A 24,378-nucleotide genomic window follows, 5' to 3' on the forward strand; every position below is an offset into this window, starting at 1 on the left:
TCAGCTGCCGGGCAGTTCGAGGTCGCTCTTGTTGAGCTCCTCGATGTTCACGTCCTTGAAGGTGAGCACGCGGACCTGCTTCACGAACCTCGCCGGCCGGTACATGTCCCAGACCCAGGCGTCGGCCATGCTGACCTCGAAGAAGACCTCGCCCTGGACCGAGTGCACCTGCATCTCGTAGTCGTTGGTGAGGTAGAAGCGCCGCTCGGTCTCGATGACGTATTTGAACAGCCCGACGACGTCTCGGTACTCCCGGTAGAGCTTCAGCTCCATCTCGGTCTCGTACTTCTCGAGGTCCTCGGCGCTCATGGCATGTTCCCCTTCAGCCGTGCGTCCCCCTATTGTGCGCCAGCCGTCCGCGCCCCTGGACGATTTCGGGGGCGAGAACCACGGGCGACCCGGGGGGTCCCTCGTCGAGCAGCGTGCGCAGCAGCTCGGCGAGCCTGATGGGGTACACGGTCTCATGGGCCGCCGACAGTTCGGCGGAGGTCCACCATCTCAGGCCGGAGAGGCTGCGGGTCTCCAGGTCGGTGAGGGCGCGGGGGCCGGGTGCGGGGCCGGTGCGGTGGACGCGGGCGAGGAAGTACCACTCGTCCTGTTCCCAGCGGCGGCCGGCGAAGGGGAAGGCGCAGTGGCGGCGCCAGAGGACGGGGCCGAGTTCGGCGTCGGTGATGCCGGTCTCCTCGGCCAGTTCGCGCAGGGCGGCCTGGGCGTGGCTCTCGTCGCCCTCCAGACCGCCGCCGGGGGTGAACCACCAGGTGACGGACGGGTCGTCGGGTTCGTGTCCGTGCAGGAGGAGGAGGCGGTCGTCGGGGTCGAGGAGGATGACCCGGGCGACCTGCCGCCGTTCGTCGGGCGTCTCCCCCGGCTCCGTACCGTCCCCGTCCGTCGCGTCGTCGTCCGTCGTGCCGTCTGTCATGTCGTCCTCTCGCGGGCGGGTGCGCGGCGGCGCAGGAGGCCGGCGACGGGGCCGTACGCGGCGCCGGCCAGGACCAGGACGGCGCCGGCCGCGACGGAGGTCAGGAGGAGGGCCACCGGGCCGGGTTCGGAGGTGCCGCCGGGCAGGGCGGCGAAGCCGGCGGGGCGCTCGACGAGGGAGCCGGGGGCGGGCCAGACGACGGCGTCGACGCGGGCGACGACGCTGGTGCGCGGCACCGATCCCTGGGCGGCGTCCTCCAGGTGGGTGCGGGAGTCGAGGGAGGTGAAGCGGTCGTCGCCGAGGAGGAAGAGGCTGCCGTCGGGGACGGTGGCGGAGAAGTCCTCGGCGGAGGCGCGCGGGGAGCCGTCGAGGCCGGGGGCGAGGTACGGCTCGTCGACCGGGGTGCCGTTGACGGTGAGCCGGTCGCCCTCGCCGCAGCAGGCGACGGTGTCGCCGCCGACGGCGACGACCCGCTTGACCATGGGGACGCCGCCCCAGAGGGGGTCCTCGAAGACGACGATGTCGCCGCGCCTGACGTCCGTGCCGTCGACGCGCTGGGCGAGGACCTTGGAGCCCACGGCGAGGGTGGGGGTCATGGAGTCGGAGGGCACGGTGTAGGGCCGGTAGAGCAGGGCCCCCGCGGCGAAGCCGCCGAGGAAGAGGAGACAGCCGACGGCCACGACCAGCCCCGACAGCACGCTGCCGAGGCGGCCGTGGCCGTCACGCTTTCCCGTACCGCTTCCGGCCGTCCCGCTGCCGGTCGTTCCGCTCATGGGCACCCCAGAGGTCTGTCGACGTTCCGGGACGGCACCCTACCCGCGGGTCACTACTCGGCGGTATGCCGTGCGGTGCGCTTCTTGCGGCGCCACAGGACCAGGGGCAGCGCCCCGGCGAGGCCGAGGGCGGCCGGTGCCGCGGCGGCGGCGAGTCCGGGCTGGTCGAAGGTGGCCGGGACGGGGAGGGTGGACCAGCGGTTGACGGGCCAGGCGACGACGATGGCGCGGCCGACGACCTGGTCCTGGGCGACGGTGCCGCCGCCGGGGAGCTCCTGGTGGAAGCGGGAGTCCAGGGAGTTCTGGCGGTTGTCGCCCATGACCCAGATGCGGTCCTCGGGGACCTTGATCGGGCCGAAGGAGTCCTGGCAGGGCATGGAGCCCGGGTACAGGTAGGAGGTCTCGTCGAGTTCCTTGCCGTTGAGGACGACCTTGCCGCCCTCCTTGCAGGAGACGGTGTCGCCGCCGACGGCGATGACCCGCTTGATGAGGTCCTTCTCCTCGGCGGACGGCATGAGGCCGATGAAGCTGAGGAACTTCTGGAGGGCGTTGGGGGCGGGGGTCTCCGCGGTCTCCAGCCAGCCGCCCGGGTCGTGGAAGACGACGACCTCGCCGCGCTCGGGTTCGGAGCCGAACCACGGCGTCAGCTTGTCGACGAGGACCCGGTCGCCCTTCTTGAGGGTGTTCATCATCGATTCCGAGGGAATCGAGAACGCCTGCACCAGGAAGGTCTTGATCAGCAGCGCGAGGATGAGCGCGATGCCGATCAGGAGCGGCAGTTCCTTCCAGAAGGAACGCGGCTTCTGGGGACGTCCGCCGGTGTCCTCGTCGGTCGTGTCCGGGTTCTCGCCGGGCGCCGGTGTGCTGTCGCCGCTGTTGTCTTCCGTCACGCTCTCACCTCTGGCCCCGTCGGCCCTGTCCTCGGGCCCGTCCTGTCCGGAACGGGCGCCGACGGTCACTTCCCCCACGTCCACTCCTCGATTCGTGCGTCCGCCCGTCCCGGAACAGGAACAGGCCCGCCATTCCCATAACGAGCAGGAGTTCCCCGGGGGTCGGCGGCCGGGGCGATCCGTTCGCGTTCCGCGAGGACTCAGTATGCGGGATGCCGCGTGCGGTCCCGGCATCCGCGGGCGCGTCCGGCACCGCGGCGAAGGCGTCGCGCTCCTCCAGGCGGCGCCAGTGGCCGAAGGGCCAGGCGATCACCACGGCGCGCCCCACGACCTGCTCCTCGGCGATCGTGCCCCGGCCCGGTTCGTCCAGGTGGTAGCGGGAGTCGGCGGAGTCGGCGCGGTGGTCGCCGAGGACGAAGATCCGGCCCTCGGGGACCTTCACCTCGAAGGGGATGGCGGAGGGCTGGTTGCCGGGGTACAGGTAGGGCTCGTCGATCGGGGTGCCGTTGACGGTGAGCCGGCCGTCCTTGCCGCAGCAGCGGACGGTGTCGCCGCCGACGGCGACGACCCGCTTGATGAGGTCCCGTTCGTCGGCGGAGGGCATCAGCCCGATGAAGGTGAGCGCCTGTTTGAGCTGTTTGACGCCGATCGGGTCCTCGGTGGCGGGGGCCGTCTCCTGGTGGAGCCAGCTGCCGGGGTCCTTGAAGACGACGACGTCCCCGCGCTGCGGTGCGGAGCCGAACCACGGGGTGAGCTTGTCGACGAGGACCCGGTCGTCGATCCGGATGGTCTGCTCCATGGAGCCGGACGGGATGACGAACGCCTGGACGAGGAAGGTCTTGAGGACGAGCGCGATGAGCACCGCGACCCCGACCAGGAGGGGGATCTCGCGGAGTGCGGAGCGCTGCCGGCGCCGCTTGACCCGGCGGGCCAGCCGGCGCCGGTCGGCCCGGCCGGGCGGGGCCGCCGCGTCGTCCGGTCCGGCGTCCGCCCGGCGGCCGTGGCTACCCATGCCCGCTCCCCCGGGGCCCGGTCGGGTGCCCGGCGGCCGGCGGCGCCGGTACGGAGTCGTAGGCTCCGGTCCGCTCGAACGCGGTCCAGCGGCCGACGGGCCAGACGATCCAGGCGGCGCGGCCGACGACCCGGTCGACGGGGACCATGCCGCCGCCGGGGCTGCCGAGGTGGTCGCGGGAGTCGCTGGACTGGCTGCGGTGGTCGCCCATCACCCAGAGGGTGCCCGGGGGGACGACGATGTCGAAGGGGACGTCGGAGGGCCGGTCGCCGGGGGCGAGGTACGGCTCCTCGACGCGGGTGCCGTTGACGCTGATCCGGCCGTCCGTGTCGCAGCAGACGACCCGGTCGCCGCCGGTGCCGACGACGCGCTTGACGAAGTCGGTCTCGTCGGGGGCGGCGAGGCCGAGAGAGGCCGCGGCGTCGTGCAGGAGGCCGGTGACGGGATTGCCCGCGGGCTGTTCCGGGACGAAGGATCCGGTGCCGTCGAAGACGACGACGTCGCCCCGGGCCGGCTCGTTGCCGAAACGGTACGCCAGCTTGTTGACGAGGAGCCGGTCGCCGACCTGGAGGGTGGGTTCCATGGAGCGGCTCGGGATCAGGAAGGGCTGGGCGACGAAGTGGCTGACGAGCAGCAGGAGGACCACGCAGGCGGCGCCGGTCAGGCCGGTGCGCAGCCAGGAGGGGCCGCGCTCGGCGGGGTCGTCCCCGGAGGTCTCCTCCGGATCCTCGGAGGGGGCGTCGCCGTCGGGCGTCCCGGGAACGCGCACGGAGCGCGACCCGTCGTCCGTGGCGGGATCCACTGGGGGATCCGCCGGGGAGGAGGGGTCGCGCTCCGTGTGCTGTGCTTCGGTGTCCATCGGGGGGTGAGCCTATCCGGCCCGCCTGTACGAGGAGCGTGAAGCGTCGCGCGAGGGGTGAGCCGGAGCTCAGTTGTCGCGCTTCTCCTTGATCTTGGCGGCCTTGCCGCGCAGCTCGCGGAGGTAGTAGAGCTTGGCGCGACGGACGTCACCGCGGGTCACGAGCTCGATCTTCTCGAAGATCGGGCTGTTGACCGGGAAGGTCCGCTCGACGCCGACGGAGAAGGAGACCTTGCGGACGGTGAAGGTCTCGGAGACGCCGGAGCCCTGGCGGCGGATGACGACGCCCTTGAACTGCTGGATACGGGAGCGGTTGCCCTCGATGACGCGCACGTGGACGTTCACGGTGTCGCCGGGACGGAAGGAGGGCAGGTCGGAGCGGAGGGAAGCCGCGTTCACCTGGTCGAGCAGGGAGGCCATGGAGGTCTCTTTCCTCGCCGATGCCACAGGCCATCAGCGGTGAGGTACGAATCGATGGATCGCCGTGCGGTCGATGGCGGGCGGCTCCCCCTGTGGCAGGGGCGCGCGCCGGACGCACGGCAGTCGCCTATTCTTCCACGCCCTCGACCCTGCGCCAAAATCGGCCGCCGGGCTCGGGGGCCCAGCCCAGGATCGAGAGGGTCTCGCGGTCCTTCTTGTCGAAGGAGGCGGGGTCGCAGCGCTCGATGAGGTCGGGCCGGTTGGCCGCGGTGCGGCGGAACGCCTCGTCGCGGCGCCAGCGGGCGATCTTGCCGTGGTGGCCGCTGAGCAGGACGTCGGGGATCTCCCGGCCGCGCCACTCGGGCGGCTTGGTGTAGACGGGGCCTTCCAGGAGGTTGGCCATGGCGCCGGGGGCGAAGGAGTCGTCGCGGTGCGACTCGGCGTTGCCGAGGACGCCGGGGAGGAGGCGGGCGACGGCCTCGGTGACGACGAGGACGGCGGCCTCGCCGCCGGCGAGGACGTAGTCGCCGATGGAGACCTCGTAGACGGGCAGGCGGGTGGCGTACTCGTCGATGACGCGGCGGTCGATGCCCTCGTAGCGGGCGGGGGTGAAGACCAGCCAGGGCCGCTCGGAGAGTTCGACGGCGAGTGCCTGGGTGAAGGGCCGGCCGCTGGGGGTGGGGACGACGAGGGCGGGGCCGTGGGCGCCGGCCTCGTAGCCGTCGGCGAGGACCTGGTCGAGGGCGTCGCCCCAGGGCTCGGTCTTCATGACCATGCCGGGGCCGCCGCCGTAGGGGGTGTCGTCGACCGTGTTGTGCCGGTCGTAGGTCCATTCCCGCAGGTCGTGGATGTGGACGTCGAGCCGGCCGCGCGCGCGGGCCTTGCCGACGAGCGAGACGTTCAGCGGGTCGAGGTACTCGGGGAAGATCGTGACGACGTCGAGCCTCATGTCCTCACTCGCCTTCGGTCTCGGCGTCGCGGGCGGAGGCGATCTCCGCGCGGTCGTCGATGAGGCCGGGCGGCGGGTCGATGACGGCCCGCTGGTTCTCCAGGTCGATCTCGGTGACGATCTCGCCGACGAAGGGGATCATCAGCTCGGTGCCGTCGGGGCGTTCGACGATGAAGAGGTCCTGCGAGGGCAGGTGGGAGATCTCCGTGATGACGCCGATCTCGGTGCCGTCGGCGAGGACCACGTCGAGGTCCATGAGCTGGTGGTCGTAGTACTCGTCCTCCTCCTCGGGCAGTTCCTCGGGGTCGATCTCCGCGATGAGGAGGGTGTTGCGCAGGGCTTCGGCGGCGGTCCGGTCGCGGACGCCCTCGAAGCGCAGCAGGAGGCGGCCGCTGTGCACCCGGCCGGTCTCGATGGTGAGCGGCCCGGTGGAGGCCGGGTCGGTGAGGAGGACGGCGCCGGGGCCGAGCCGCAGCTCGGGCTCGTCGGTCCTGACCTCGACGGTGACCTCGCCCTTGATCCCGTGGGCGCGGCCGATCCGCGCTACTACCAACTGCACTGGTGAACTCTCCTGTCGTACGGCAACGGGCCGGGGAGGGCGGTCTGCCCTCCCCGGCCCGTGCCGGTGTCAAACTTTCAGCGGACCTGGTCCACGTCGACGAGGTCGACGCGGATGCCACGGCCGCCGATGGCGCCCACGACGGTCCGCAGCGCACGCGCGGTGCGGCCGTTGCGGCCGATCACCTTGCCGAGGTCGTCGGGGTGGACCCGGACCTCCAGCACGCGGCCGCGACGCAGGGTGCGCGAGGCGACCTGCACGTCGTCGGGGTTGTCGACGATGCCCTTCACGAGGTGCTCGAGAGCCTCCTCGAGCATGCTCAGGCCTCGGTCGACTCGGTCGACTCGGCCTCGGCCTCGTCCGCCTTGGCCTTCTTGGCCTTCGGGGTGATGGCCTCACCCTTGTCGTCGCCGCCCTCGAGAGCCTTGGCGAACTCGTCGAAGGAAGCGCGCTTCTCTTCCTTGGTCACCGGGGAGAGCAGCGGCTTCTCCGGGGCCGGGAGGCCCTTGTGCTTCTGCCAGTCGCCGGTGAGCTTGAGGATGGCGAGGACGGGCTCGGTCGGCTGGGCGCCGACGGAGAGCCAGTACTGCGCGCGCTCGGAGTCGACCTCGATACGCGACGGGTTGTACGTCGGGTGGTAGATGCCGATCTCTTCGATCGCGCGGCCGTCACGGCGGGTGCGGGCGTCGGCGACGACGATGCGGTAGTGAGGCTGGCGAATCTTGCCGAGGCGCTTGAGCTTGATCTTGACTGCCACTGGAGTGGTGTCTCCTGGTCTTGACGTGGTGGGGCACTTGAGATGCCACGTGGGGTTGCGGTACTCGGGTGCCCGATGGACGCGTCAGCCGGAGGAGAGAGGGGTCCTGTGCGACTGTCGAGTACAGCTGACCATTCTGCCACACCTCACGGGGTCAGCTCGCGGCGCCCACCGTCTCGGGGATGCGGAAGGGCTTGCCGCACCCTCCGCACACGATCGGGGCCTGGGCCAGCACCGACGGGACCACGCGCACGTTGCGCCCGCAGTCGCAGACGGCCTTGACCCGCACGCCGCCTCCGGAGGAGCCGTGCCGGGCGGCCGGTCCGCGGAAGGAGCGCTTGGTGTCGGCCGCGGTGGCGACGGTGTGGGCCTTGAGCGCGCGCTGGAGCCGCTCGATGGTCGGCCGGTAGCGGCGCTTCGCCTCGGGGTTGAGCGTGACCAGGGAGAAGCCGCTGCTGGCGTGCGGCTCCTCGGGGTGGTCGAGGCCCATCTCCTCGGCGATCGCGAGGAACCTCCGGTTGTGATAGCGGCCGGCGCGGGAGGTGTCGCGGACACCCCGGGCGGCGGCGATGCCGTGGACTGCCTCGTGGAGCAGTCGCTCGAAGGAGAGCTCGGCGCCGCAGGCGGACGACGACTCTCCGATCAGGGACTCGGGCGCGGCGAGGTCCGGCAGCTCGGGGTGGTGCCGTTGAATGTCGGCCCACGCCTGTGCCAGCTCTGCGGCGAGAACAGGTGGTGTCGTGCTCACGTCGGGTACAACGAGCCGGAGCGCTTCCGGGTTCCATTACGGGGCAACTCAAATATTTTGCACGTACCCGTCAGTCGGTATTCAGACATCCGGAGCCGTCCCACAGGGCGCATAGGCCCCGGCGTGCGCTCTTTCCACGCGCTTCCCGCCCGCGCGGGCGTGGTGTGGGAGGGGAGACTACCGGTCCGCTGCCCGTCTTCGGGCACCGGGTCCGGCGCGCGGGGCCGGGCCCGGCCGGCGCCAGCGCTGGACGGCGGACGCGAAGCGCAGTTCCCTGGCTACGGGGGGCTGTCGTCCAGGCACGGATTGGGGCCTCGTCCATGACACCTGTGCTTCTCCCGCACCATCCCGCGCGCGACTGGGCCGAGATCCAGGAGCGGATGCTCGTCCCGCTGTACGAGGCCGTCCACGAGCGGCTCGGCGTGGGGCCCGGCACCCGGCTGCTCGGGCTGGACTGCGGCACCGGGCTCGCCCTGCTGATGGCGGCGGCCCGGGGCGCGTCGGCCGCGGGCGCGGAGCGGGACCCCGCGCGCGCGGAACTGGCCGTGGAGCGGCTTCGGTGGGAGGTGCCGGTGACGCCGGAGGCGCCCGCGGAGGGGTCGTACGACGTGGTGACCGCCTTCCACGCGGCCTTCCCCCCGGCCGTCTCCCCCGCCGTCCTCACCCGGGCGGCCCAGTCGGGCGCGGCGGTGGTCGTGGCGGGCTGGGGGCCGCCGGAGCGGTGCGCGGCGGAGCCGCTGCTGCGGTCGGCGGACCGGCCCGGCGCGGGCCCGGAGGCGCTGGTCGCGCGGGCCGGGCTGCGGCCGGTGGCGGCGGGCCGGGTGGCCTGTCCCTTCGGGTACGCGGACGGGGCGAGCGCGGTGCGCGGGCTGCTCTCCACCGGCGCCTTCGACGCGGCGCTGCGGAGCGCGGGGCCCGGACCGGTGGAGAAGGAGCTGGAGGAGGCGCTCGCCCCGCACCGGCGGGACGACGGCACGGTCTGGATGCCGAACGTCTTCCGCTATGTGATCGCGCGCGTGCCGTAGCGGTACGGGGCCCGGCTCCACGCGCGCGTGCGTGCGGGGCCGGCGCCGGTCGGCTCTCCCGTCTCCACGCGCGCGTGCGTGTGCGGCGGCGGTGGCGGCCCGTGGTTCAGGCGGGCGGTTCGGGGTGGGGGCCGGCGCCCGGGTCGGGGTGGTCCGGGGCGGGGCGTTCGATGCCCGCCGCGCGGTAGGCCGCGTCCTCCTCCAGGGTCTCCTGGGCCAGGAGGGCGGCGGAGAGGGCGTCCAGCTTGTCGCGGTGCTCGCCGAGGAGCCGTACCGCGTCCTCGTAGCACTCGTCGACGATCCGGCGCATCTCGGCGTCGACGGTGTCGAGGGTCGCGGGGGCGGCCGAGAGTCCGTACGCCTGCTGGGCGTCGCTCGGGATGGCGGTGAGGCGGCCGACGGTCTCGCTCATGCCCCAGCGGCCGACCATGCCCCGGGCGATGTTGGTGACCTGTTCCAGGTCGCTCTCGGCGCCGGTGGTGATGACGCCGAAGACGACCTGCTCGGCGGCCATGCCGCCGAGGGCGCCGATGATCCGGCCGCGCAGGTACTCCTCGGTGTAGGCGTACTTGTCGGCGTCGGGGGTGGAGAGGGTGACGCCGAGAGCCCGGCCGCGCGGCACGATGGTGATCTTGCGGACGGGGTCGGCGCCGGGCTGGAGCATGCCGAGGAGGGCGTGGCCGCTCTCGTGGTAGGCGGTGCGGCGGCGCTCCTCCTCGGGCATGACGAGGGGGCGTTCGGCGCCGAGCTGGACCTTCTCCAGGGCGTCGGAGAGGTCGGACTGGGTGACGGCCTTCTGGTCGCGCTTGACGGCGAGGAGGGCGGCCTCGTTGGCGAGGTTGGCGAGTTCGGCGCCGGTCATGCCGGGGGTGGTGCGGGCGACCTGCTCCAGGTCGACGTCCTTGGCGAGCGGGATCTGCCGGGTGTGGATGCGGAGGATGGCCTCGCGGCCGCCCCGGTCGGGCGGGTTGACGTGGACGACCCGGTCGAAGCGGCCGGGGCGGGTGAGGGCGGGGTCGAGGACGTCGGCGCGGTTGGTGGCGGCGAGGACGATGACGCCCTCGGAGCCGCTGAAGCCGTCCATCTCGGTGAGGATCTGGTTGAGGGTCTGCTCGCGCTCGTCGTGGCCGCCCATGCCGGAGCCGCCGCCGCGGGCCCGGCCGATGGTGTCGATCTCGTCGATGAAGATGATCGCGGGGGCGACCTTGCGGGCCTCGGCGAAGAGTTCGCGGACGCGGGAGGCACCGACGCCGACGATCATCTCGATGAACTCGGAGGCGGAGGCGGAGAAGAAGGGCACGCCGGCCTCGCCCGCGACGGCGCGGGCGAGGAGGGTCTTGCCGGTGCCGGGCGGGCCGGCGAGGAGGACGCCGCGGGGCATCTTGGCGCCCATCCGCCGGTAGGCGTCGGGGTTCTTGAGGAAGTCGACGACGTCGTTGAGCTCGCCCTCGACCTCGTCGATGCCGGCGACGTCGGCGAAGGTGGTGCGCGGGCCGCCCTCCAGTTCCACGGGTTTGGGCGGCTGCTTGCGGCCGAGCATGCCGCCTCCGCCGCCCATGCCGGCGCTCATCCGGCGGGCGATGAAGACCCAGAGGAGGACGAGGAGGAGCATCGGGGCGAGGGAGAGGAGGAGGTTGGCGAGAAAGGAACGTTCCTGCACCACGGGTTCGGCGGTGACCGTGACGTTCTGCTTGGTGAGCTGCGCCCACAGCTGGTCGTCGGCGAAGGCGGGCCGCTGGGTCTGGAACTTGGTGTAGTCGCCCTTGCCGTCGGGGACGGGCTGCTTGTTCTTCAGCTGGCCCTGGATCGCGTCGCCCTTGGAGTAGATCTTGGTGACGTTCCCGGCGGCCACCTGCTTGTCGAACTCGGTGTACGAGATCGTCGGCCCGTCGCCCTCGTTGAAGAACGACAGCACGATGTTGGCGATCAGGTAGACCGCGAGCGCGGTGAGGATCAGGCTGCCCCAGCCCCCCGGCATCCGCTTCTTGGGCGGCGGGGGCGGCGGGGCCCCTTCCGAGCGCCAGGGCTGGTCGGTCCGGTCGCGCGGGGGTACGGGGTTGGCCACGGGGCTCTCCTCGGGGTGGCAGTGGCCCCAGTATCGAAGAGCGGGACGAAGGCGGCATTCCGGATGGTCCGGGCGGACGAGCCGCCACGGGAGCGGCACGCGGGGCGGCACGCGGGGCGGAGCCGGGGGCGGCGCGGAGCCCGTACCAGGAGGGGGGCGGGACGGAGCCGGGCCCGTACCGGAAGGAGGGCGGGGCGGCGCGGAGCCCGTACCGGGAAGAAGGGCGGGGCGGTGTGGAGCCCGTACCGGAAAGAGGCGGGAGGCGGTGTCGGGGACGGGGAAGGGCCCGGGGCGGTTCTCGTGGGTACGAGACCGGCCCGGGCCCTTCGTCCGGCGCGGGGGCGTCAGCCCATGAACTTCTTGAACTCGTCCGGCAGCTCGAAGTCCTGCGGGGGCTGGCCGGCGCCCGGCAGGCCGAAGGCGCCGCCCTGCTGGGCCTGCTCCCGCTTCTCCTGGGCGGCCTGCTCCTCGGCCTTCCGCTTCATCGGGTTGCCGCTCTTGCGCTTGCCCTTGGCCTGCTTGACCTGCTTCTTCTGCCGGCCGGGGCCGCCGCCCATCCCCGGCATGCCGGGCATGCCGGGCAGACCGCCGCCCTGGGCCATGCGGGACATCATCTTGCGGGCCTCGAAGAACCGCTCGACCAGGCCCTTCACCGCGCTGACCTCGACGCCGGAGCCCTTGGCGATGCGGGCGCGGCGCGAGCCGTTGATGAGGGTCGGGTCCTGGCGCTCGGCCGGGGTCATCGACTTGATGATCGCCGCCGTGCGGTCCACGTCCCGCTCGTCGATGTTGGCGATCTGCTCCTTCATCTGGCCCATGCCGGGCAGCATGCCGAGGAGCTTGGAGATGGAGCCCATCTTGCGGACCTGCTCCATCTGGGCGAGGAAGTCGTCCAGGGTGAAGTCCTGGCCCTTCTTCGACGCGAGCTTCGAGGCCATCTTGGCGGCCTCTTCCTCGTCGAAGGTCTGCTGGGCCTTCTCGATGAGCGACAGCATGTCGCCCATGCCGAGGATGCGGGACGCCATCCGGTCCGGGTGGAACGCGTCGAACTCGTCCAGCTTCTCGCCGTTGGAGGCGAACATGATCTGCTTGCCGGTGACGTGCGCGATGGAGAGCGCGGCACCGCCCCGGGCGTCGCCGTCGAGCTTGGAGAGCACGACGCCGTCGAAGCCGACGCCGTCGCGGAACGCCTCGGCGGTGTTGACCGCGTCCTGACCGATCATGGCGTCGACGACGAAGAGGATCTCGTCGGGGCTGACGGCGTCGCGGATGTCCGCGGCCTGCCGCATCAGCTCCTGGTCGATGCCGAGGCGGCCGGCGGTGTCGACGATGACGATGTCGTACATCTTCGACCGGGCGTGCTCGATCGAGTCCTTGGCGACCTGGACCGGGTCGCCGACGCCGTTGCCGGGCTGGGGGCCGTAGAAGGCGACGCCGGCGCGGTCGGCGACGACGGAGAGCTGGTTGACGGCGTTGGGGCGCTGGAGGTCGCAGGCGACGAGCAGCGGCGAGTGGCCCTGCCCCTTCAGCCAGAGGCCGAGCTTTCCGGCGAGGGTGGTCTTACCGGCACCCTGGAGACCGGCGAGCATGATCACGGTCGGCGGGTTCTTGGCGAACCGCAGCCGGCGGGTCTCGCCGCCGAGGATCGAGACCAGCTCGTCGTTGACGATCTTGATGACCTGCTGGGAGGGGTTCAGCGCCTTGGAGACCTCGGCGCCGAGGGCCCGCTCCTTCACGTTCTTGATGAACGCGCGGACGACCGGCAGGGCGACGTCGGCCTCGAGGAGGGCGATACGGATTTCCCGGGCCGCGCTGTCGATGTCCTGCTCGGAGAGGCGGCCTTTGCCCCGGAGGGACTTGAAAGTCGCGCTGAGGCGGTCGGAAAGCGTATCGAACACGGTGGTCGCGGTCCTCGGGTCGGGGCGGATGGTCGCCACCCAGGGTATCCGGCCCCGGGGCGGAGCAGCCCTCGCCCGCCGGAGGAACCTGTCATCCCAGTGCCTTCTCCAGCTCCCGGGCCAGTCCGGCGGCCTCCTCGGGGGCGAGGAGGGTGCCGTCGGGGCGGGTCACGTACAGGGTGTCGACGGCGTTGGCGCCGAGGGTGGAGACGTGGGCGCTGCGGACCCGGACGGCCGCTCCCTCCAGGGCGCGGCCGATGCGGTGGAGCAGCCCGGGGGCGTCCTGGGCGCGGATCTCCAGGACGGTGGCGAGGCGGGACTCGGGGACGACGGTGACGCGGGGCGGCGGGGCGGGGACGCCCCGGCGGCGGGGGTGGGCGGCCTCGCGTTCGGCGAGGCGGGCGGGGATGTCGAGGGTGCCGTCGAGGGCGCGCAGCAGGTCGGCGCGGAGCCGGTGGCCGGGGGGCGGGGAGCCGTACTCGGCGGCGACCCGCCAGGCGAGGACGAGGACGGGGGCGGTGCCGAGGCCGTCGGGGAGGCGGGCGGCGCGGAGTTCGGCGGTGCGGACGGTGAGCCGGTGGAGGGCGAGGACGCCGGCGACGGCGGGCAGGACGCCGGGCCGTTCGGGCAGGGCGACGAGGAGTTCCGCGCCGACGGGTTCGGGGGCGTCCCCGTCGAGGGGTTCCTCGGGACGGGTGCGCAGGGAGAGGACGGGTTCGCCGGTGCGCAGGGCCTCGACGGCGAGGCGTTCCTGTTCGGCGCTGGGGGCGGCGGCCTCGGGGTCGGGGAGGGGTTCGCCGGCGAGGACGCCCGCGACGCGTTTGACGAGGTCGGCGACGAGGGAGGCGCGCCAGGCGGACCAGGCGGCGGGGCCGGTGGCCAGCGCGTCGGCCTCGGTGAGGGCGTGCAGGAGTTCCAGGGTGCCGACGGTGCCGACGGCGGTGGCGACGGCGTGGACGGTGGCGGGGTCGTCGAGGTCGCGGCGGGTGGCGGTGTCGACGAGGAGGAGGTGGTGGCGGACGAGGGCGGCGAGGGTGGCGGTGTCGGTGCGGTCGAAGCCGATGCGGGCGGCGAGGTCGCGGGCGATGGTCTCGCCGGCGGCGGAGTGGTCGCCGGGCCAGCCCTTGCCGATGTCGTGGAGGAGGGCGGCGGTGAGGAGGAGGTCGGGGCGGCCGACGCGGCGGGTGAGGGAGGCGGCGCGGACGGCGGTCTCGACGAGGTGGCGGTCGACGGTCCAGGTGTGGACGGGGTTGCGCTGGGGGCGGTGGCGGACGCGCTCCCAGTCGGGCAGCAGGCGGGTGACGAGCCCTTCGGCCTCCAGGGCCTCCCAGACGGGGACGGTGGAGGGGCCGGCGCCGAGGAGGGTGACGAGCGCCTCGCGGGCCTCGGCGGGCCACGGCACGGGGAGCGGTCCGGCGGTGGCGGCCAGGTGGCGGACGGCGTGCGGGGAGAGCGGCAGGCCGTGCTGGGCGGCCGCGGCGGCGGCGCGGAGCGGGAGGACGGGGTCGCGTTCGGGTTTCGCGGAGCGGGCGAGGACGGCCTCGCCGTCCATCTCGACGACGCCCTCGGCGAGCGGGGTCCGTTCGGCGGGGGCCTGCTGGGGGGCGCGGCCGCCGAGGAGGGCGCGGAGCCGGGGGCGTGCGGAGCGGGCGCGCAGGACGCGGCCGACGGCGCGCCAGGTGAGGTCGGAGGCGTACGTGACGGTGTCGGCGGCCTCGTACACCTCGCGGAGCAGGGTGTCGGCGTCGAGGAGGCCGAGGTGGGCGGCGACGGCGTCCTGTTCCTGGAGGGCGAGGCGGTCGGTGGCGCGGCCGGTGGTGAGGTGGAGGGCGTCGCGGGTGTCGAGGAGGCGGCGGCGGGCGGCGTCGAGGCCGTCGCGGGGGGCGTCGGCGAGCCAGGAGGCGGCGACGGCGCGCAGGGCCTGGGTGTCGCGGAGGCCGCCGCGGGCCTCCTTGAGGTCGGGTTCGAGGAGGAAGCGGAGTTCGCCGGCGCGGGCGGCCCGGTCGCGGCAGAGTTCGGCGAGTTCGGGGAGGCGGCGGGCGGCGTGGTCGCGCCAGTCGGCGAGGGCGGCGGTGCGCAGGGCGGTGACGGTGCCGGTGGCGCCGGCGAGGGGCCGGGCGTCGAGGAGGCCGAGCTGGACCTTGAGGTCGCCGGCGGCGGTGGCGCGGGCCTGGGCCGGGGTGCGGACGGCGTGGTCGAGGGCGAGGCCGAGGTCCCAGACGGGGTACCAGAGGCGGTCGGCGAGGGCGGCGATCTCCTTGCCGGTGGCGGTGCCGTCGTGGAGCAGGAGGAGGTCGAGGTCGCTGCGGGGGGAGAGTTCGGCGCGGCCGTAGCCGCCGACGGCGGCGAGGGCGGTGCCGGGCGGGGGCGCGGCGGCGGCGAAGAGGGCGGCGAGCCAGTCGTCGGTGAGGCGGGCGAGGGCGGTGCGGCGCTCCGGTCCGGGCCGGCCCTCCCCCCGGAGGAGCGCGAGGCGCTCCGCCGCGTACTCCTCCCCGGTCGCGTGCTGCGGTACGGAGGCGGTCACGGCGGCTCCTTCGTCCTGCGGGCGGGAGAGGGGGTGCGGCGGTACGGGCGCGGGCGCGCGTACCGCCGCGGGCGTCCCGGGGCGGGCGTCCCGGGGGCCGTACTCCGGAGTCGTACCGCCGGGCCGGGTCGGGAGGGCGCCGCCGCGCGGGCGGCCCCGCCCCGACACGACCCGGACGGCGGCAGACCCGGGGGCGCACGACCCGTGGACGCCGGACCCGGGGGCACCGGCCCCGGAGGGCGCGTCCTGGAAGGCGCGCCCCGGGAGTCATGCCTCCGGGGAGCGCCCCTCCCGGGAGGGTGCCGGGTCCGGGAGGGTGCCGGGTCCGGGGGCGTCGCCCTCTAGAGGGCGTCCGGGCCGCGTTCGCCGGTGCGGACGCGGACGGCGGTCTCGACGGGGACGCTCCAGACCTTCCCGTCGCCGATCTTGCCGGTGCGGGCGGCCTTGACGACGACGTCGATGAGCTGTTCGGCGTCCTCGTCCTCGACCAGGACCTCTATCCGGATCTTGGGGACGAGGTCGACGGTGTACTCGGCGCCCCGGTAGACCTCGGTGTGGCCGCGCTGGCGGCCGTATCCGCTGGCCTCGGTGACGGTGAGGCCGTGGACCCCGAAGGCCTGGAGGGCCTCCTTGATCTCGTCGAGCCGGTGGGGCTTGACGACGGCGGTGATGAGCTTCATGCGTCCACCTTCTGGTTCTTCGGCCGCGGGTTCTCCGCGGTGGCCGGCGCGGGGGCCGCGGGGGTGCGGCCGGAGGCTCCGCCGCCGGCTCCGCTGAAGTCGTAGGCGGTCTCGGCGTGCTCGACCTGGTCGATGCCGGAGACCTCGTCGTCCTCGTCGACCCGCATGCCCATGGTCCTGTCGATGATCAGGGCGAGGACCGCGGAGACGACCAGGGAGTAGGCGAGGACGGCGCCGACGCCGACGGCCTGCTTGCCGAGCTGCTCCAGGCCGCCGCCGTAGAGGAGGCCCTTGGCGTCGGACTGGACGCCGCCGGTGGCGAAGAGGCCGACGAGGAGGGAGCCGATGACGCCGCCGACGAGGTGGACGCCGACGACGTCGAGGGAGTCGTCGTAGCCGAACCGGTACTTGAGGCCGACGGCCAGGGCGCAGACGAGTCCGGCGATCGCGCCGATGGCGAGGGCGCCGAGCGGGGAGCAGGAGCCGCCCGCGGGGGTGATGGCGACGAGTCCGGCGACGGCGCCGGAGGCGGCGCCGAGGGTGGTGAAGGCGCCGTGGCGGAGCTTCTCGTAGGCGAGCCAGGCGAGCATGGCGGCGCCGGTGGCGACCTGGGTGTTGACGAACATGACGGCGCCCACGCCGTCGTCGTTGCCGAGCCAGGAGCCGGCGTTGAAGCCGAACCAGCCGAACCAGAGGAGGCCGGCGCCGAGCATGACGAGCGGGAGGCTGTGCGGGCGCATCGGGTCCTTCTTGAAGCCGACGCGCTTGCCGATGACGAGGATGACGCCGAGGGCGGCGGCGCCGGCGTTGATGTGGACGGCGGTGCCGCCGGCGAAGTCGATGACGCCCATCTCGAAGAGCCAGCCGCCGGTGCCCCAGACCCAGTGGGCGACGGGGAAGTAGACGACGGTGGCCCAGAGGGTGATGAAGAGGGCCCAGGCGGTGAACTTGACGCGGTCGGCGAGGGCGCCGCTGATGAGGGCCGGGGTGAGGACGGCGAACATGAGCTGGAAGACGGCGAAGACGTAGACCGGGATGGTGTAGCCGTCCCAGAGTTCGGTGACGCCGATGCCGCTGAGGCCGAGGTAGTCGGTGGACCAGCCGACGACGGAGCCGATGTCGGTGCCGAAGGCGACGCTGAAGCCGTAGAGCACCCAGAGGACCGTGACGATCCCGAGGCTGATGAAGCTCATCATCAGCATGTTGAGGGTGGACTTGACGCGGACCATGCCTCCGTAGAAGAAGGCGAGGGCCGGGGTCATCAGCATGACCAGGGCGGAGCAGATGAGCATGAACCCGGTGTTGGCGGCGGACAGCGCGGGGGCGTCCGCGGCCAGGGTCGTGACGGCTGGTGCCATCGGCGTCTCCTCGTCGTCGGGTCCGGCCGGGGCGGGGCCGGTGGGCGGGCGGCCGGAGGGTCGGCCGGTCATGCGCCAGAGATTCGCGCGGCGCGGTTTCCGCCGATGCCGCTCGGTGTTTCGGAGCGGTGACGAAGGAGGAGGGCGTGTTACGCCGCCGTGAACGGCGGGGCGCGGGGCCGGGGGCGTGCGGCGGCGGGCGGCGGCGGTCCGGGGGAAAGGAACCGGCCGCGCGGGCCGTCCGTGTCACCTGTGCGGCGGGGGAGCCGAGTCGGGCGGTACGGGACGGCCTGCGCGGCCGGGGCGGGGTGGGCCCGCGGGGCGGGCCGGAGGGGGTGGGGCGGGGCTCAGACGGCTTCGGCGGATTCGGGCAGGAGCTGGGTGAGCCGGTCGGTGAGCTGGACGACCTCGGCGATGTCGCCGTAGTCGCGGGCGGCGGTGTCGACGGTCTTGCGGAGGCGGTTGTTGACGCGCTCGGAGCGGATGGAGCGGGCGACCCCGAGGGCCTGCTCGGCGAGGACGACGGACTGCTCGGGTTCGCGCTTGAGCAGGTGGACGGTGGCCATGCCGATGAGGTTGAGGGCGTAGGAGCGCTTGTGGGCGGTGTCCTTGGCGAAGAGGGCGACGGCCCGCTCCATGACGGGCTCGGCGAGGGAGGCGTAGGTCGGGGAGCGGCCGGCGACGTAGGCGAGGTCGCGGTAGGAGTGGGAGTTCTCGCCGTTGAGCTCGGCCTCGGTGAAGAAGCGGATCCAGTCGGGATCGGGCTCGGCCTCCAGCCCGGCGTCGGAGAAGGTGTCCTCGGCCATCCGGACGGCCCGCTTGCACTTGGAGGGCTGGCCCATGTTGGCGTAGGCGCGGGCCTCCATCGCATACAGCATGGCCTGGGTGCGGGCGGTGGCGCAGTCCCGGCTGCCGTACTGGGCGAGGTGGATGAGTTCGAGGGCGTCGTCGGGGCGGCCGAGGTGGATCATCTGCCGGCTCATGGAGGAGAGGATGTACGAGCCGAGGGGCTTGTCGCCGGCCTCCTTGGCGGCGTGCAGGGCGAGGACGAAGTACTTCTGGGCGGTGGGCTGGAGGCCGACGTCGTAGCTCATCCAGCCGGCGAGTTCGGCGAGTTCGGCGGCGACGGTGAAGAGGCGCTTGGCGGTGGCCGGCGGGTGGGCCTCCTGGAGGAGGTCGGTGACCTCGTGGAGCTGGCCGACGACGGCCTTGCGGCGCAGTCCGCCGCCGGACTGGGCGTCCCAGGTGCGGAACATGGAGATGGTGGATTCGAGGAGGTCGAGTTCCATCGGAGAGAGCCGGCGGGGGCGGCGGGCCTCGGTGCCGGCGGCTCCGGCCTCGCCGGCGGGGGTGGGCACCAGCCAGCGCTGCATGGGCTCGATGAGGGCGGGTCCCGCGGCGAGCTGGAGCGAGGAGCCGAGGAAGCCGCGCCGGGCGAGCATGAGGTCGCTGCGGGAGAACTCGCTGAGCAGGGAGACGGTCTGCGGGCCGGCCCAGGGGAGGTCGACGCCGGAGACGGAGGGCGACTGGTGGGCGGCGCGCAGGCCGAGGTCCTCGACGGCGACGACGGAGCCGAAGCGCTCGGAGAAGAGTTCGGAGAGGATCCGCGGGATGGGTTCGCGGGGCTGTTCGCCGTCGAGCCAGCGGCGGACGCGGGAGGTGTCGGTGGAGACGTGGTGGGCGCCCATCTGGCGGGCTCTGCGGTTGACCTGGCGGGCCAGTTCGCCCTTGGACCAGCCGCTGCGGACGAACCAGGAGCCGAGGCGCTCGTTGGGGCGCTTGCCGGCGGTCGTGCCGTCTGTGCCGTTGCCGCCCACGGGAACGCCCCCATCCACCTGATTGCCTGTCGTGCGAACCCTTACCAGAATGCCCTGTCGCGCGGCAGTCCGCCCGGGGTTCCCACTCCTTCGAACTGGAAACCGGGTTGCCTCCGGCATACCCGCCCGCGGACACCCCCCTGGGGCTCGGGATACCGAAAGTAATCCTACGATCACCCCTGCCGTGAGGGCGTTTCAAGAAACGCCACCATTCGCCACCCCTTCGGGGGAACGCGCCGGGCCCTCTTCGCGATTCACTTGACAGGCGGCGACCGGGAGTTGGCGGACGGGAGCACGAGGAGGCGCGCGCGACGGTGCGCACCACCCCGTCCACGACCGCGCGCCACTCTTCCGTGGGAACGGAGGGAACGCGGGGCCGCGGAGGCATGGAAGCACGAGCACACCAGAGCACGGCAAACCGAGGGCGGCGCATCACTCTTCGTAGTGGTGGTGTGCCGGGTCGTAACCACCGGAGCGTCCGACCCGTTGGAGGGGGCATGGGTTTCACGATCGGCGGCATTCGTGAGATGCGGTCCGGCTCACGGCGCCGCGCACGCACCACCGAGTGCACCGCGGTGGCCGAGTACACCGGACTGTGGGGCTGGGACGTCCAGCCCGGCGCGCGGGCCGCGGGCGGCCAGTGCTCCTGCGGCGACCGGGCCTGTACGGCCCCCGGCGCGCATCCCCTCTCCTTCGCGCCGCCCGTTCCGGCGGGCGCGGCGCTCGACGACGTGACCAGGGCCTGGTCGGCGTACCCCGGGGCGGCGCTGATGCTGCCGGTGGGCCGCGCCTTCGACGTCATCGAGGTCGCCGAGGCGGCGGGCCGGCGGGCGCTGGTCCGGATGGAGCGGATGGGGCTGCCGCTGGGGCCGGTCTGCGCGACCCCGACCGGCCGGGCCCGGTTCTTCGTCGCGCCGGGCGCGGCGGCCGAGCTGCCCCGGCTGCTGTACCGGATGGGCTGGGACGACGCCGACCTCGACCTGCACTGCCTGGGGCCGGGCACCCACATCACCGCTCCCCCGTCGCAGCTGGGCGGCTTCGGTCCGGTGCACTGGCTGCGGGCGCCGACGCTGGACACGGCGGGGGCGCCGCCGCAGGCCCGGCTGCTGCTCGGCACGCTCGCGTACATGTGCCACCGGACCGCCTAGGCGTATCTCCGCGGCGCCGCGCCCCCACCCCTCCCCGGGGCGCGCGTACGGAAAGGCCCCCTCCCGAGCGGGAGGGGGCCTTTCCGTATGGAGACCCGGGGGCCGGGGCGTCAGTCGCCGATCAGGGCGTCGACGAAGGCGGCCGGCTCGAAGGGGGCCAGGTCGTCCGGGCCCTCGCCCAGGCCGACCAGCTTGACCGGGACGCCCAGCTCGCGCTGGACGGCGACGACGATGCCGCCCTTGGCGGTGCCGTCCAGCTTGGTCAGGACGATGCCGGTGATGTCCACGACCTCGGCGAAGACGCGGGCCTGGATGAGGCCGTTCTGGCCGGTGGTGGCGTCGAGGACGAGGAGGATCTCGTCGAGCGGGCCGTGCTTCTCGACGACCCGCTTGACCTTGCCCAGCTCGTCCATGAGGCCGGTCTTGGTGTGCAGCCGGCCGGCGGTGTCGACGAGGACGACGTCGGCCTTCTCGGCGATGCCCTCCTTGACCGCGTCGAAGGCGATCGAGGCCGGGTCGCCGCCCTCGGGGCCGCGCACGGTGCGGGCGCCGACCCGGTCGCCCCAGGTCTGGAGCTGGTCGGCGGCGGCGGCGCGGAAGGTGTCGGCCGCGCCGAGGACGACGGACTTGCCGTCCGCGACGAGGACGCGGGCCAGCTTGCCGGTGGTGGTGGTCTTCCCGGTGCCGTTGACGCCGACGACCATGACCACGCCCGGGGTGTCCTCGGGGCTCTCCGTGTGCACGGTGCGGTCGTAGTCGCCGAGGAGGGCGATCAGCTCCTCGCGGAGCAGGCCGCGCAGCTCCTCGGGGGTGCGGGTGCCGAGCACCTTGACGCGCTCGCGCAGCCGCTCGACCAGTTCCTGGGTGGGGGCGACGCCGACGTCGGCGGTGAGGAGGGTCTCCTCGATCTCCTCCCAGGTGTCCTCGTCCAGGTGCTCGCGGGAGAGCAGGGTCAGCAGACCCTTGCCCAGCGAGTTCTGGGAGCGGGCGAGGCGGGCCCGGAGCCGGACCAACCGGCCGGCGGTGGGCTCCGGGACCTCGATCTCGGGGGCGGGCGCCTCCGCGACGACCGGGTCCTCGACCGCGGCGGGGGCCTCGGCGGCCTCCTCGGCGGTGGGGAGGCCGACCTCCTCGACGGTGCGGCGTGGTTCTTCCCGCGGCGTCTCCGCCTCGTCGCCGACGTGCGGCTCGGCGGGCGGAGCGGTGATGGTCGGCGGGGTGGACGGCGGCTCGGCCGGCGGCAGCTGCTTCTTCTTGCGACCGCTGATCACGAGCCCGCTCGTCACGGCGACCGCGACGACCAGAGCGATGACTACAGCAAGGATGAGTTCCATAACCCGTCCAGTATCGGCCACGCGCCCCTTCGCGCGGCGCGGACGCGGGGCAGGTCGCACCCGTTCTCATCTGACGGCACGTCAGCTATGGTCGCCCCTCGCCGGCAGCCGAGCCCCGGAGGGGACCCCATGGCCTTCAGCGTCGTACGGTTCAACCTCGTCGCCCCGCACGCCGCCCCCGACGCCCTCGCGGAGCGGTACCGCGCCGCCCTGGCCATGGCCGCGTACGCCGACGGGCACGGGGTGGACACGGTGCAGACCGAGGAGCACCACGGCGTCGCGGACAACTGGCTCCCCTCCCCCTTCGTCTTCGCGGGCGCCGTCTTCGGCGCCACCCGGCGGATCGCGGTCACCGTCTCCGCGATCATCGGCCCGCTGCACGATCCGCTGCGGCTCGCGGAGGACGTCGCGGTGCTCGACCTGCTGAGCGGGGGCCGGCTGGTGACGGTGGCGGGGATCGGCTACCGGCCGGAGGAGTACGAGGAGCGCGGGGTCGACTGGGGGCGGCGCGGGAGGCTTCAGGACGAGCTCCTGGAGACCCTGCTCGCCGCGTGGACCGGGGAGCCCTTCACGTACCGGGGCCGTACCGTACGGGTCACCCCGCGGCCCTTCACCCGGCCGCACCCGCCGCTGCTCGTCGGGGGCTCCTCGAAGGCGGCGGCGCGGCGGGCGGCCCGGCTGGGGCTGCCGTTCTTCCCCTCCGCGCACCTGCCGGAGCTGGAGGCGTACTACCGGGCGCGGTGCGCGGAGTACGGCACCGACGGGTGGACGATGATGCCCGGCCGGGAGACTCCGCTGCTGCACGTCTCCGAGGACCCGGACCGGACCTGGGCGGAGTACGGGGAGCACTTCCTGCACGAGGCCAGGACCTACGCCTCCTGGCAGTCGAAGGACATCCGGTCGGCGGTGCGGTCGGCGGCGACGAGCGTGGCGGAGCTGCGGGCGGAGGGGGTGTACCGGGTGGTGACGCCGGAGGAGTGCGCGGGGCTGGGCCTGGAGAGCCTGGTGCTGCACCCGCTGTGCGGCGGGATGCCGGTGGAGGAGGGGTGGCGGAGCCTGCGGCTGTTCTGCGACGAGGTGCTGCCGGGGCTCCGGACCCCCTGATCCGGCCGGTCAGCCCATCTCCTCCAGGGCCTTGCCCTTGGTCTCCTTCACGAAGAGGAGCACGAAGGGGATGGAGAGGACGGCGAAGACCGCGTAGATGACGTAGGTGCCGGAGAGGTTCCAGTCGGAGAGCGACGGGAAGCTGGCGGTGATGGCCCAGTTGGCGAGCCACTGGGCGGAGGCGGCGACGCCGAGGGCGGCGGCGCGGATCCGGTTGGGGAACATCTCGCCGAGGAAGACCCAGACCACCACGCCCCAGGAGAGGGCGAAGAAGAGGACGAAGACGTGGGCGGCGACGAGCGCCACGACGCCCTGGGTGTTGGGGAGCTTGCCGTCGACGAGGTCGGCGGAGAAGGCCCACGCCTCGAAGGCGAGGGCGACGGCCATGCCGGCGGAGCCGACGAGGGCGAGCGGCCGGCGGCCGACCCGGTCGACGAGGACCATCGCGATGACGGTGCCGATGATGTTGATGATCGACGTGGTGAACGAGTAGAAGAACGAGCTCGACGGGTCGATGCCGACGGACTGCCAGAGCGTCGCGGAGTAGTAGAAGGCGACGTTGATGCCGACGAGCTGCTGGAAGACGGAGAGGCCGATGCCGACCCAGACGATGGGGAGCAGGCTGAAGCGGCTGCCGGGGACCAGCAGGTCGCGGAAGGTCGACTTGTGCTCGCGGCGCATGGCCTGCTCGATCTCGGCGACCCGGTGGTCGAGGTCCACGCTCTCGCCCTCGACCTCGGCGAGGACCTCCTTGGCGCGGTCGGTGCGGCCGACGGAGATGAGGAAGCGCGGGGACTCGGGGATCGCGAAGGAGAGCAGGCCGTAGAGGAGGGCGGGGACGACCATGACGCCGAGCATCCACTGCCACGCCTCCAGGCCGCCGATCTTGCCGCGCTGGTCGCCGTCGGCGAGCTGGAGGATGCCGTAGTTGACGAGCTGGGAGATGGCGATGCCGATGACGATGGCGGCCTGCTGGAAGGAGCCGAGGCGGCCGCGGTAGGCGGCGGGGGCGACCTCGGCGATGTAGGCGGGGCCGATGACGGAGGCCATGCCGATGGCGAAGCCGCCGATGATGCGCCACATCGCGAGGTCCCAGAGCGCGAAGGGGAGGGCGGAGCCGACGGCGCTGATGGAGAAGAGGACGGCGGCGATCTGCATGCAGCGGATGCGGCCGATGCGGTCGGCGATCCGGCCGGCGGTGGCGGCGCCGATGGCGCAGCCGATGAGGGCGATGGCGATGACCTGGGCGAGGGTGGCGGAGCCGATGTCGTAGCGGTCGCGGATGGCCTCGACGGCGCCGTTGATGACGGAGCTGTCGTAGCCGAAGAGGAAGCCGCCCATGGCCGCGGAGGCGGTGATGAAGATGACGTGCCCGAGGTGGTCCGGGTGGGCCGCCCGGCCTTCGGAGGGCGGCGGGGGAACCTTCTCCGCGTTGGTCACATGGACTCCTCGGTGTGGCGGTCCGGCGGTCGCCCGGAGCTCCGGGGGGTTCCGGATACCCGGGATCCCCAGTTCCGCACACCTTTCGTCCGGCCACCA

Annotated in this window: 23 protein-coding genes; 3 read left to right on the forward strand and 20 right to left on the reverse strand. The window is 73.2% G+C overall.

Going from position 1 to position 24,378, the window contains the following annotated elements; all coding sequences use genetic code 11:
* The 12 genes from IE219_RS24265 to IE219_RS24320 all read right to left on the reverse strand — a co-directional run bounded on the left by IE219_RS24265 (position 1) and on the right by IE219_RS24320 (position 7,886).
* Positions 1-309: a DUF2469 domain-containing protein gene (locus IE219_RS24265; RefSeq protein ID WP_005311352.1), complete on the reverse strand. Its 309-nt coding sequence runs from the start codon at positions 307-309 to the stop codon at positions 1-3.
* A 13-nt stretch (positions 310-322) separates the two neighbouring features.
* Positions 323-919 carry an NUDIX hydrolase gene (locus IE219_RS24270; RefSeq protein WP_189981055.1) on the reverse strand — a complete coding sequence of 199 codons (597 nt, stop codon included), beginning with the start codon at positions 917-919 and terminating at the stop codon, positions 323-325.
* On the reverse strand, positions 916-1,692 hold the full coding sequence (gene lepB, locus IE219_RS24275; RefSeq protein ID WP_189981057.1) for a signal peptidase I: 777 nt from the start codon (positions 1,690-1,692) through the stop codon (positions 916-918). The genes IE219_RS24270 and lepB (IE219_RS24275) overlap by 4 nt, the downstream gene beginning before the upstream one ends.
* Positions 1,693-1,745: 53 nt before the next feature.
* On the reverse strand, positions 1,746-2,651 hold the full coding sequence (gene lepB / locus IE219_RS24280) for a signal peptidase I (protein ID WP_189981059.1): 906 nt from the start codon (positions 2,649-2,651) through the stop codon (positions 1,746-1,748).
* On the reverse strand, positions 2,587-3,594 hold the full coding sequence (lepB, locus tag IE219_RS24285) for a signal peptidase I (RefSeq protein WP_189981061.1): 1,008 nt from the start codon (positions 3,592-3,594) through the stop codon (positions 2,587-2,589). The genes lepB (IE219_RS24280) and lepB (IE219_RS24285) overlap by 65 nt, the downstream gene beginning before the upstream one ends.
* Positions 3,587-4,453 carry a signal peptidase I gene (gene lepB, locus IE219_RS24290; protein WP_189981063.1) on the reverse strand — a complete coding sequence of 289 codons (867 nt, stop codon included), beginning with the start codon at positions 4,451-4,453 and terminating at the stop codon, positions 3,587-3,589. Before lepB (IE219_RS24290) ends, lepB (IE219_RS24285) begins: the two co-directional genes overlap by 8 nt.
* Positions 4,454-4,522: 69 nt before the next feature.
* Complete coding sequence (gene rplS, locus IE219_RS24295) at positions 4,523-4,873, reverse strand: 50S ribosomal protein L19 (RefSeq protein ID WP_189981071.1); 351 nt, start codon at positions 4,871-4,873, stop codon at positions 4,523-4,525.
* A 127-nt stretch (positions 4,874-5,000) separates the two neighbouring features.
* Positions 5,001-5,822 (reverse strand): tRNA (guanosine(37)-N1)-methyltransferase TrmD, encoded by an 822-nt coding sequence (gene trmD / locus IE219_RS24300; protein WP_189981080.1) that lies wholly within the window; start codon positions 5,820-5,822, stop codon positions 5,001-5,003.
* A 4-nt stretch (positions 5,823-5,826) separates the two neighbouring features.
* On the reverse strand, positions 5,827-6,381 hold the full coding sequence (gene rimM, locus IE219_RS24305; protein WP_189981082.1) for a ribosome maturation factor RimM: 555 nt from the start codon (positions 6,379-6,381) through the stop codon (positions 5,827-5,829).
* 77 nt (positions 6,382-6,458) lie between these two features.
* Positions 6,459-6,698 (reverse strand): RNA-binding protein, encoded by a 240-nt coding sequence (locus IE219_RS24310; protein WP_003980229.1) that lies wholly within the window; start codon positions 6,696-6,698, stop codon positions 6,459-6,461.
* Positions 6,699-6,700: 2 nt separating this feature from the next.
* Entirely contained in the window at positions 6,701-7,138 is a 438-nt protein-coding gene (gene rpsP, locus IE219_RS24315) for a 30S ribosomal protein S16 (RefSeq protein WP_189981084.1), read from the reverse strand.
* Positions 7,139-7,292: 154 nt separating this feature from the next.
* Complete coding sequence (locus IE219_RS24320) at positions 7,293-7,886, reverse strand: hypothetical protein (RefSeq protein ID WP_030759473.1); 594 nt, start codon at positions 7,884-7,886, stop codon at positions 7,293-7,295.
* A 320-nt stretch (positions 7,887-8,206) separates the two neighbouring features.
* On the opposite strand from IE219_RS24320, the gene IE219_RS24325 reads away from it, so the two are divergent.
* Positions 8,207-8,911: a class I SAM-dependent methyltransferase gene (locus tag IE219_RS24325; RefSeq protein ID WP_189981086.1), complete on the forward strand. Its 705-nt coding sequence runs from the start codon at positions 8,207-8,209 to the stop codon at positions 8,909-8,911.
* Between the two features lie 106 nt (positions 8,912-9,017).
* Here the strand turns inward: IE219_RS24325 and ftsH are convergent, their stop codons facing one another.
* From ftsH to nsdA, 6 genes are all read right to left on the reverse strand, one after another.
* Positions 9,018-10,976, reverse strand: coding sequence for an ATP-dependent zinc metalloprotease FtsH (ftsH, locus tag IE219_RS24330; protein WP_189981096.1), 1,959 nt, complete (start codon positions 10,974-10,976; stop codon positions 9,018-9,020).
* Between the two features lie 344 nt (positions 10,977-11,320).
* Positions 11,321-12,874 carry a signal recognition particle protein gene (gene ffh, locus IE219_RS24335; protein WP_189981098.1) on the reverse strand — a complete coding sequence of 518 codons (1,554 nt, stop codon included), beginning with the start codon at positions 12,872-12,874 and terminating at the stop codon, positions 11,321-11,323.
* Between the two features lie 91 nt (positions 12,875-12,965).
* Positions 12,966-15,398 (reverse strand): [protein-PII] uridylyltransferase, encoded by a 2,433-nt coding sequence (locus tag IE219_RS24340; RefSeq protein WP_189981100.1) that lies wholly within the window; start codon positions 15,396-15,398, stop codon positions 12,966-12,968.
* A gap of 341 nt (positions 15,399-15,739) precedes the next feature.
* A complete protein-coding gene (locus IE219_RS24345) occupies positions 15,740-16,078 on the reverse strand; it encodes a P-II family nitrogen regulator (protein ID WP_015036464.1) in 339 nt (112 codons plus the stop codon).
* Positions 16,075-17,436, reverse strand: a complete 1,362-nt coding sequence (locus IE219_RS24350) for an ammonium transporter (protein ID WP_189981203.1) — start codon at positions 17,434-17,436, stop codon at positions 16,075-16,077. The genes IE219_RS24345 and IE219_RS24350 overlap by 4 nt, the downstream gene beginning before the upstream one ends.
* Before the next feature lie 347 nt (positions 17,437-17,783).
* A complete protein-coding gene (nsdA, locus tag IE219_RS24355) occupies positions 17,784-19,253 on the reverse strand; it encodes a transcriptional repressor NsdA (RefSeq protein WP_189981102.1) in 1,470 nt (489 codons plus the stop codon).
* 497 nt (positions 19,254-19,750) lie between these two features.
* Between nsdA and IE219_RS24360 the strand changes: the two genes are divergently transcribed.
* Positions 19,751-20,401, forward strand: coding sequence for a bifunctional DNA primase/polymerase (locus IE219_RS24360; RefSeq protein WP_189981104.1), 651 nt, complete (start codon positions 19,751-19,753; stop codon positions 20,399-20,401).
* Positions 20,402-20,511: 110 nt separating this feature from the next.
* Here IE219_RS24360 and ftsY read toward each other — a convergent pair whose 3' ends face one another.
* Positions 20,512-21,735, reverse strand: coding sequence for a signal recognition particle-docking protein FtsY (ftsY, locus tag IE219_RS24365; RefSeq protein WP_189981107.1), 1,224 nt, complete (start codon positions 21,733-21,735; stop codon positions 20,512-20,514).
* 129 nt (positions 21,736-21,864) lie between these two features.
* On the opposite strand from ftsY, the gene IE219_RS24370 reads away from it, so the two are divergent.
* Positions 21,865-22,839, forward strand: coding sequence for an LLM class flavin-dependent oxidoreductase (locus IE219_RS24370; RefSeq protein ID WP_189981109.1), 975 nt, complete (start codon positions 21,865-21,867; stop codon positions 22,837-22,839).
* Between the two features lie 9 nt (positions 22,840-22,848).
* Here IE219_RS24370 and IE219_RS24375 read toward each other — a convergent pair whose 3' ends face one another.
* The gene (locus IE219_RS24375) at positions 22,849-24,279 is read right to left on the reverse strand and encodes a sugar porter family MFS transporter (RefSeq protein ID WP_189981111.1); all 1,431 of its coding nucleotides are present in this window, start codon (positions 24,277-24,279) and stop codon (positions 22,849-22,851) included.
* Positions 24,280-24,378: the final 99 nt, after the last annotated feature.

Source organism: Streptomyces termitum (assembly GCF_014650175.1).
In the GTDB taxonomy this organism is placed as follows: Bacteria; Actinomycetota; Actinomycetes; order Streptomycetales; family Streptomycetaceae; genus Streptomyces; species Streptomyces termitum.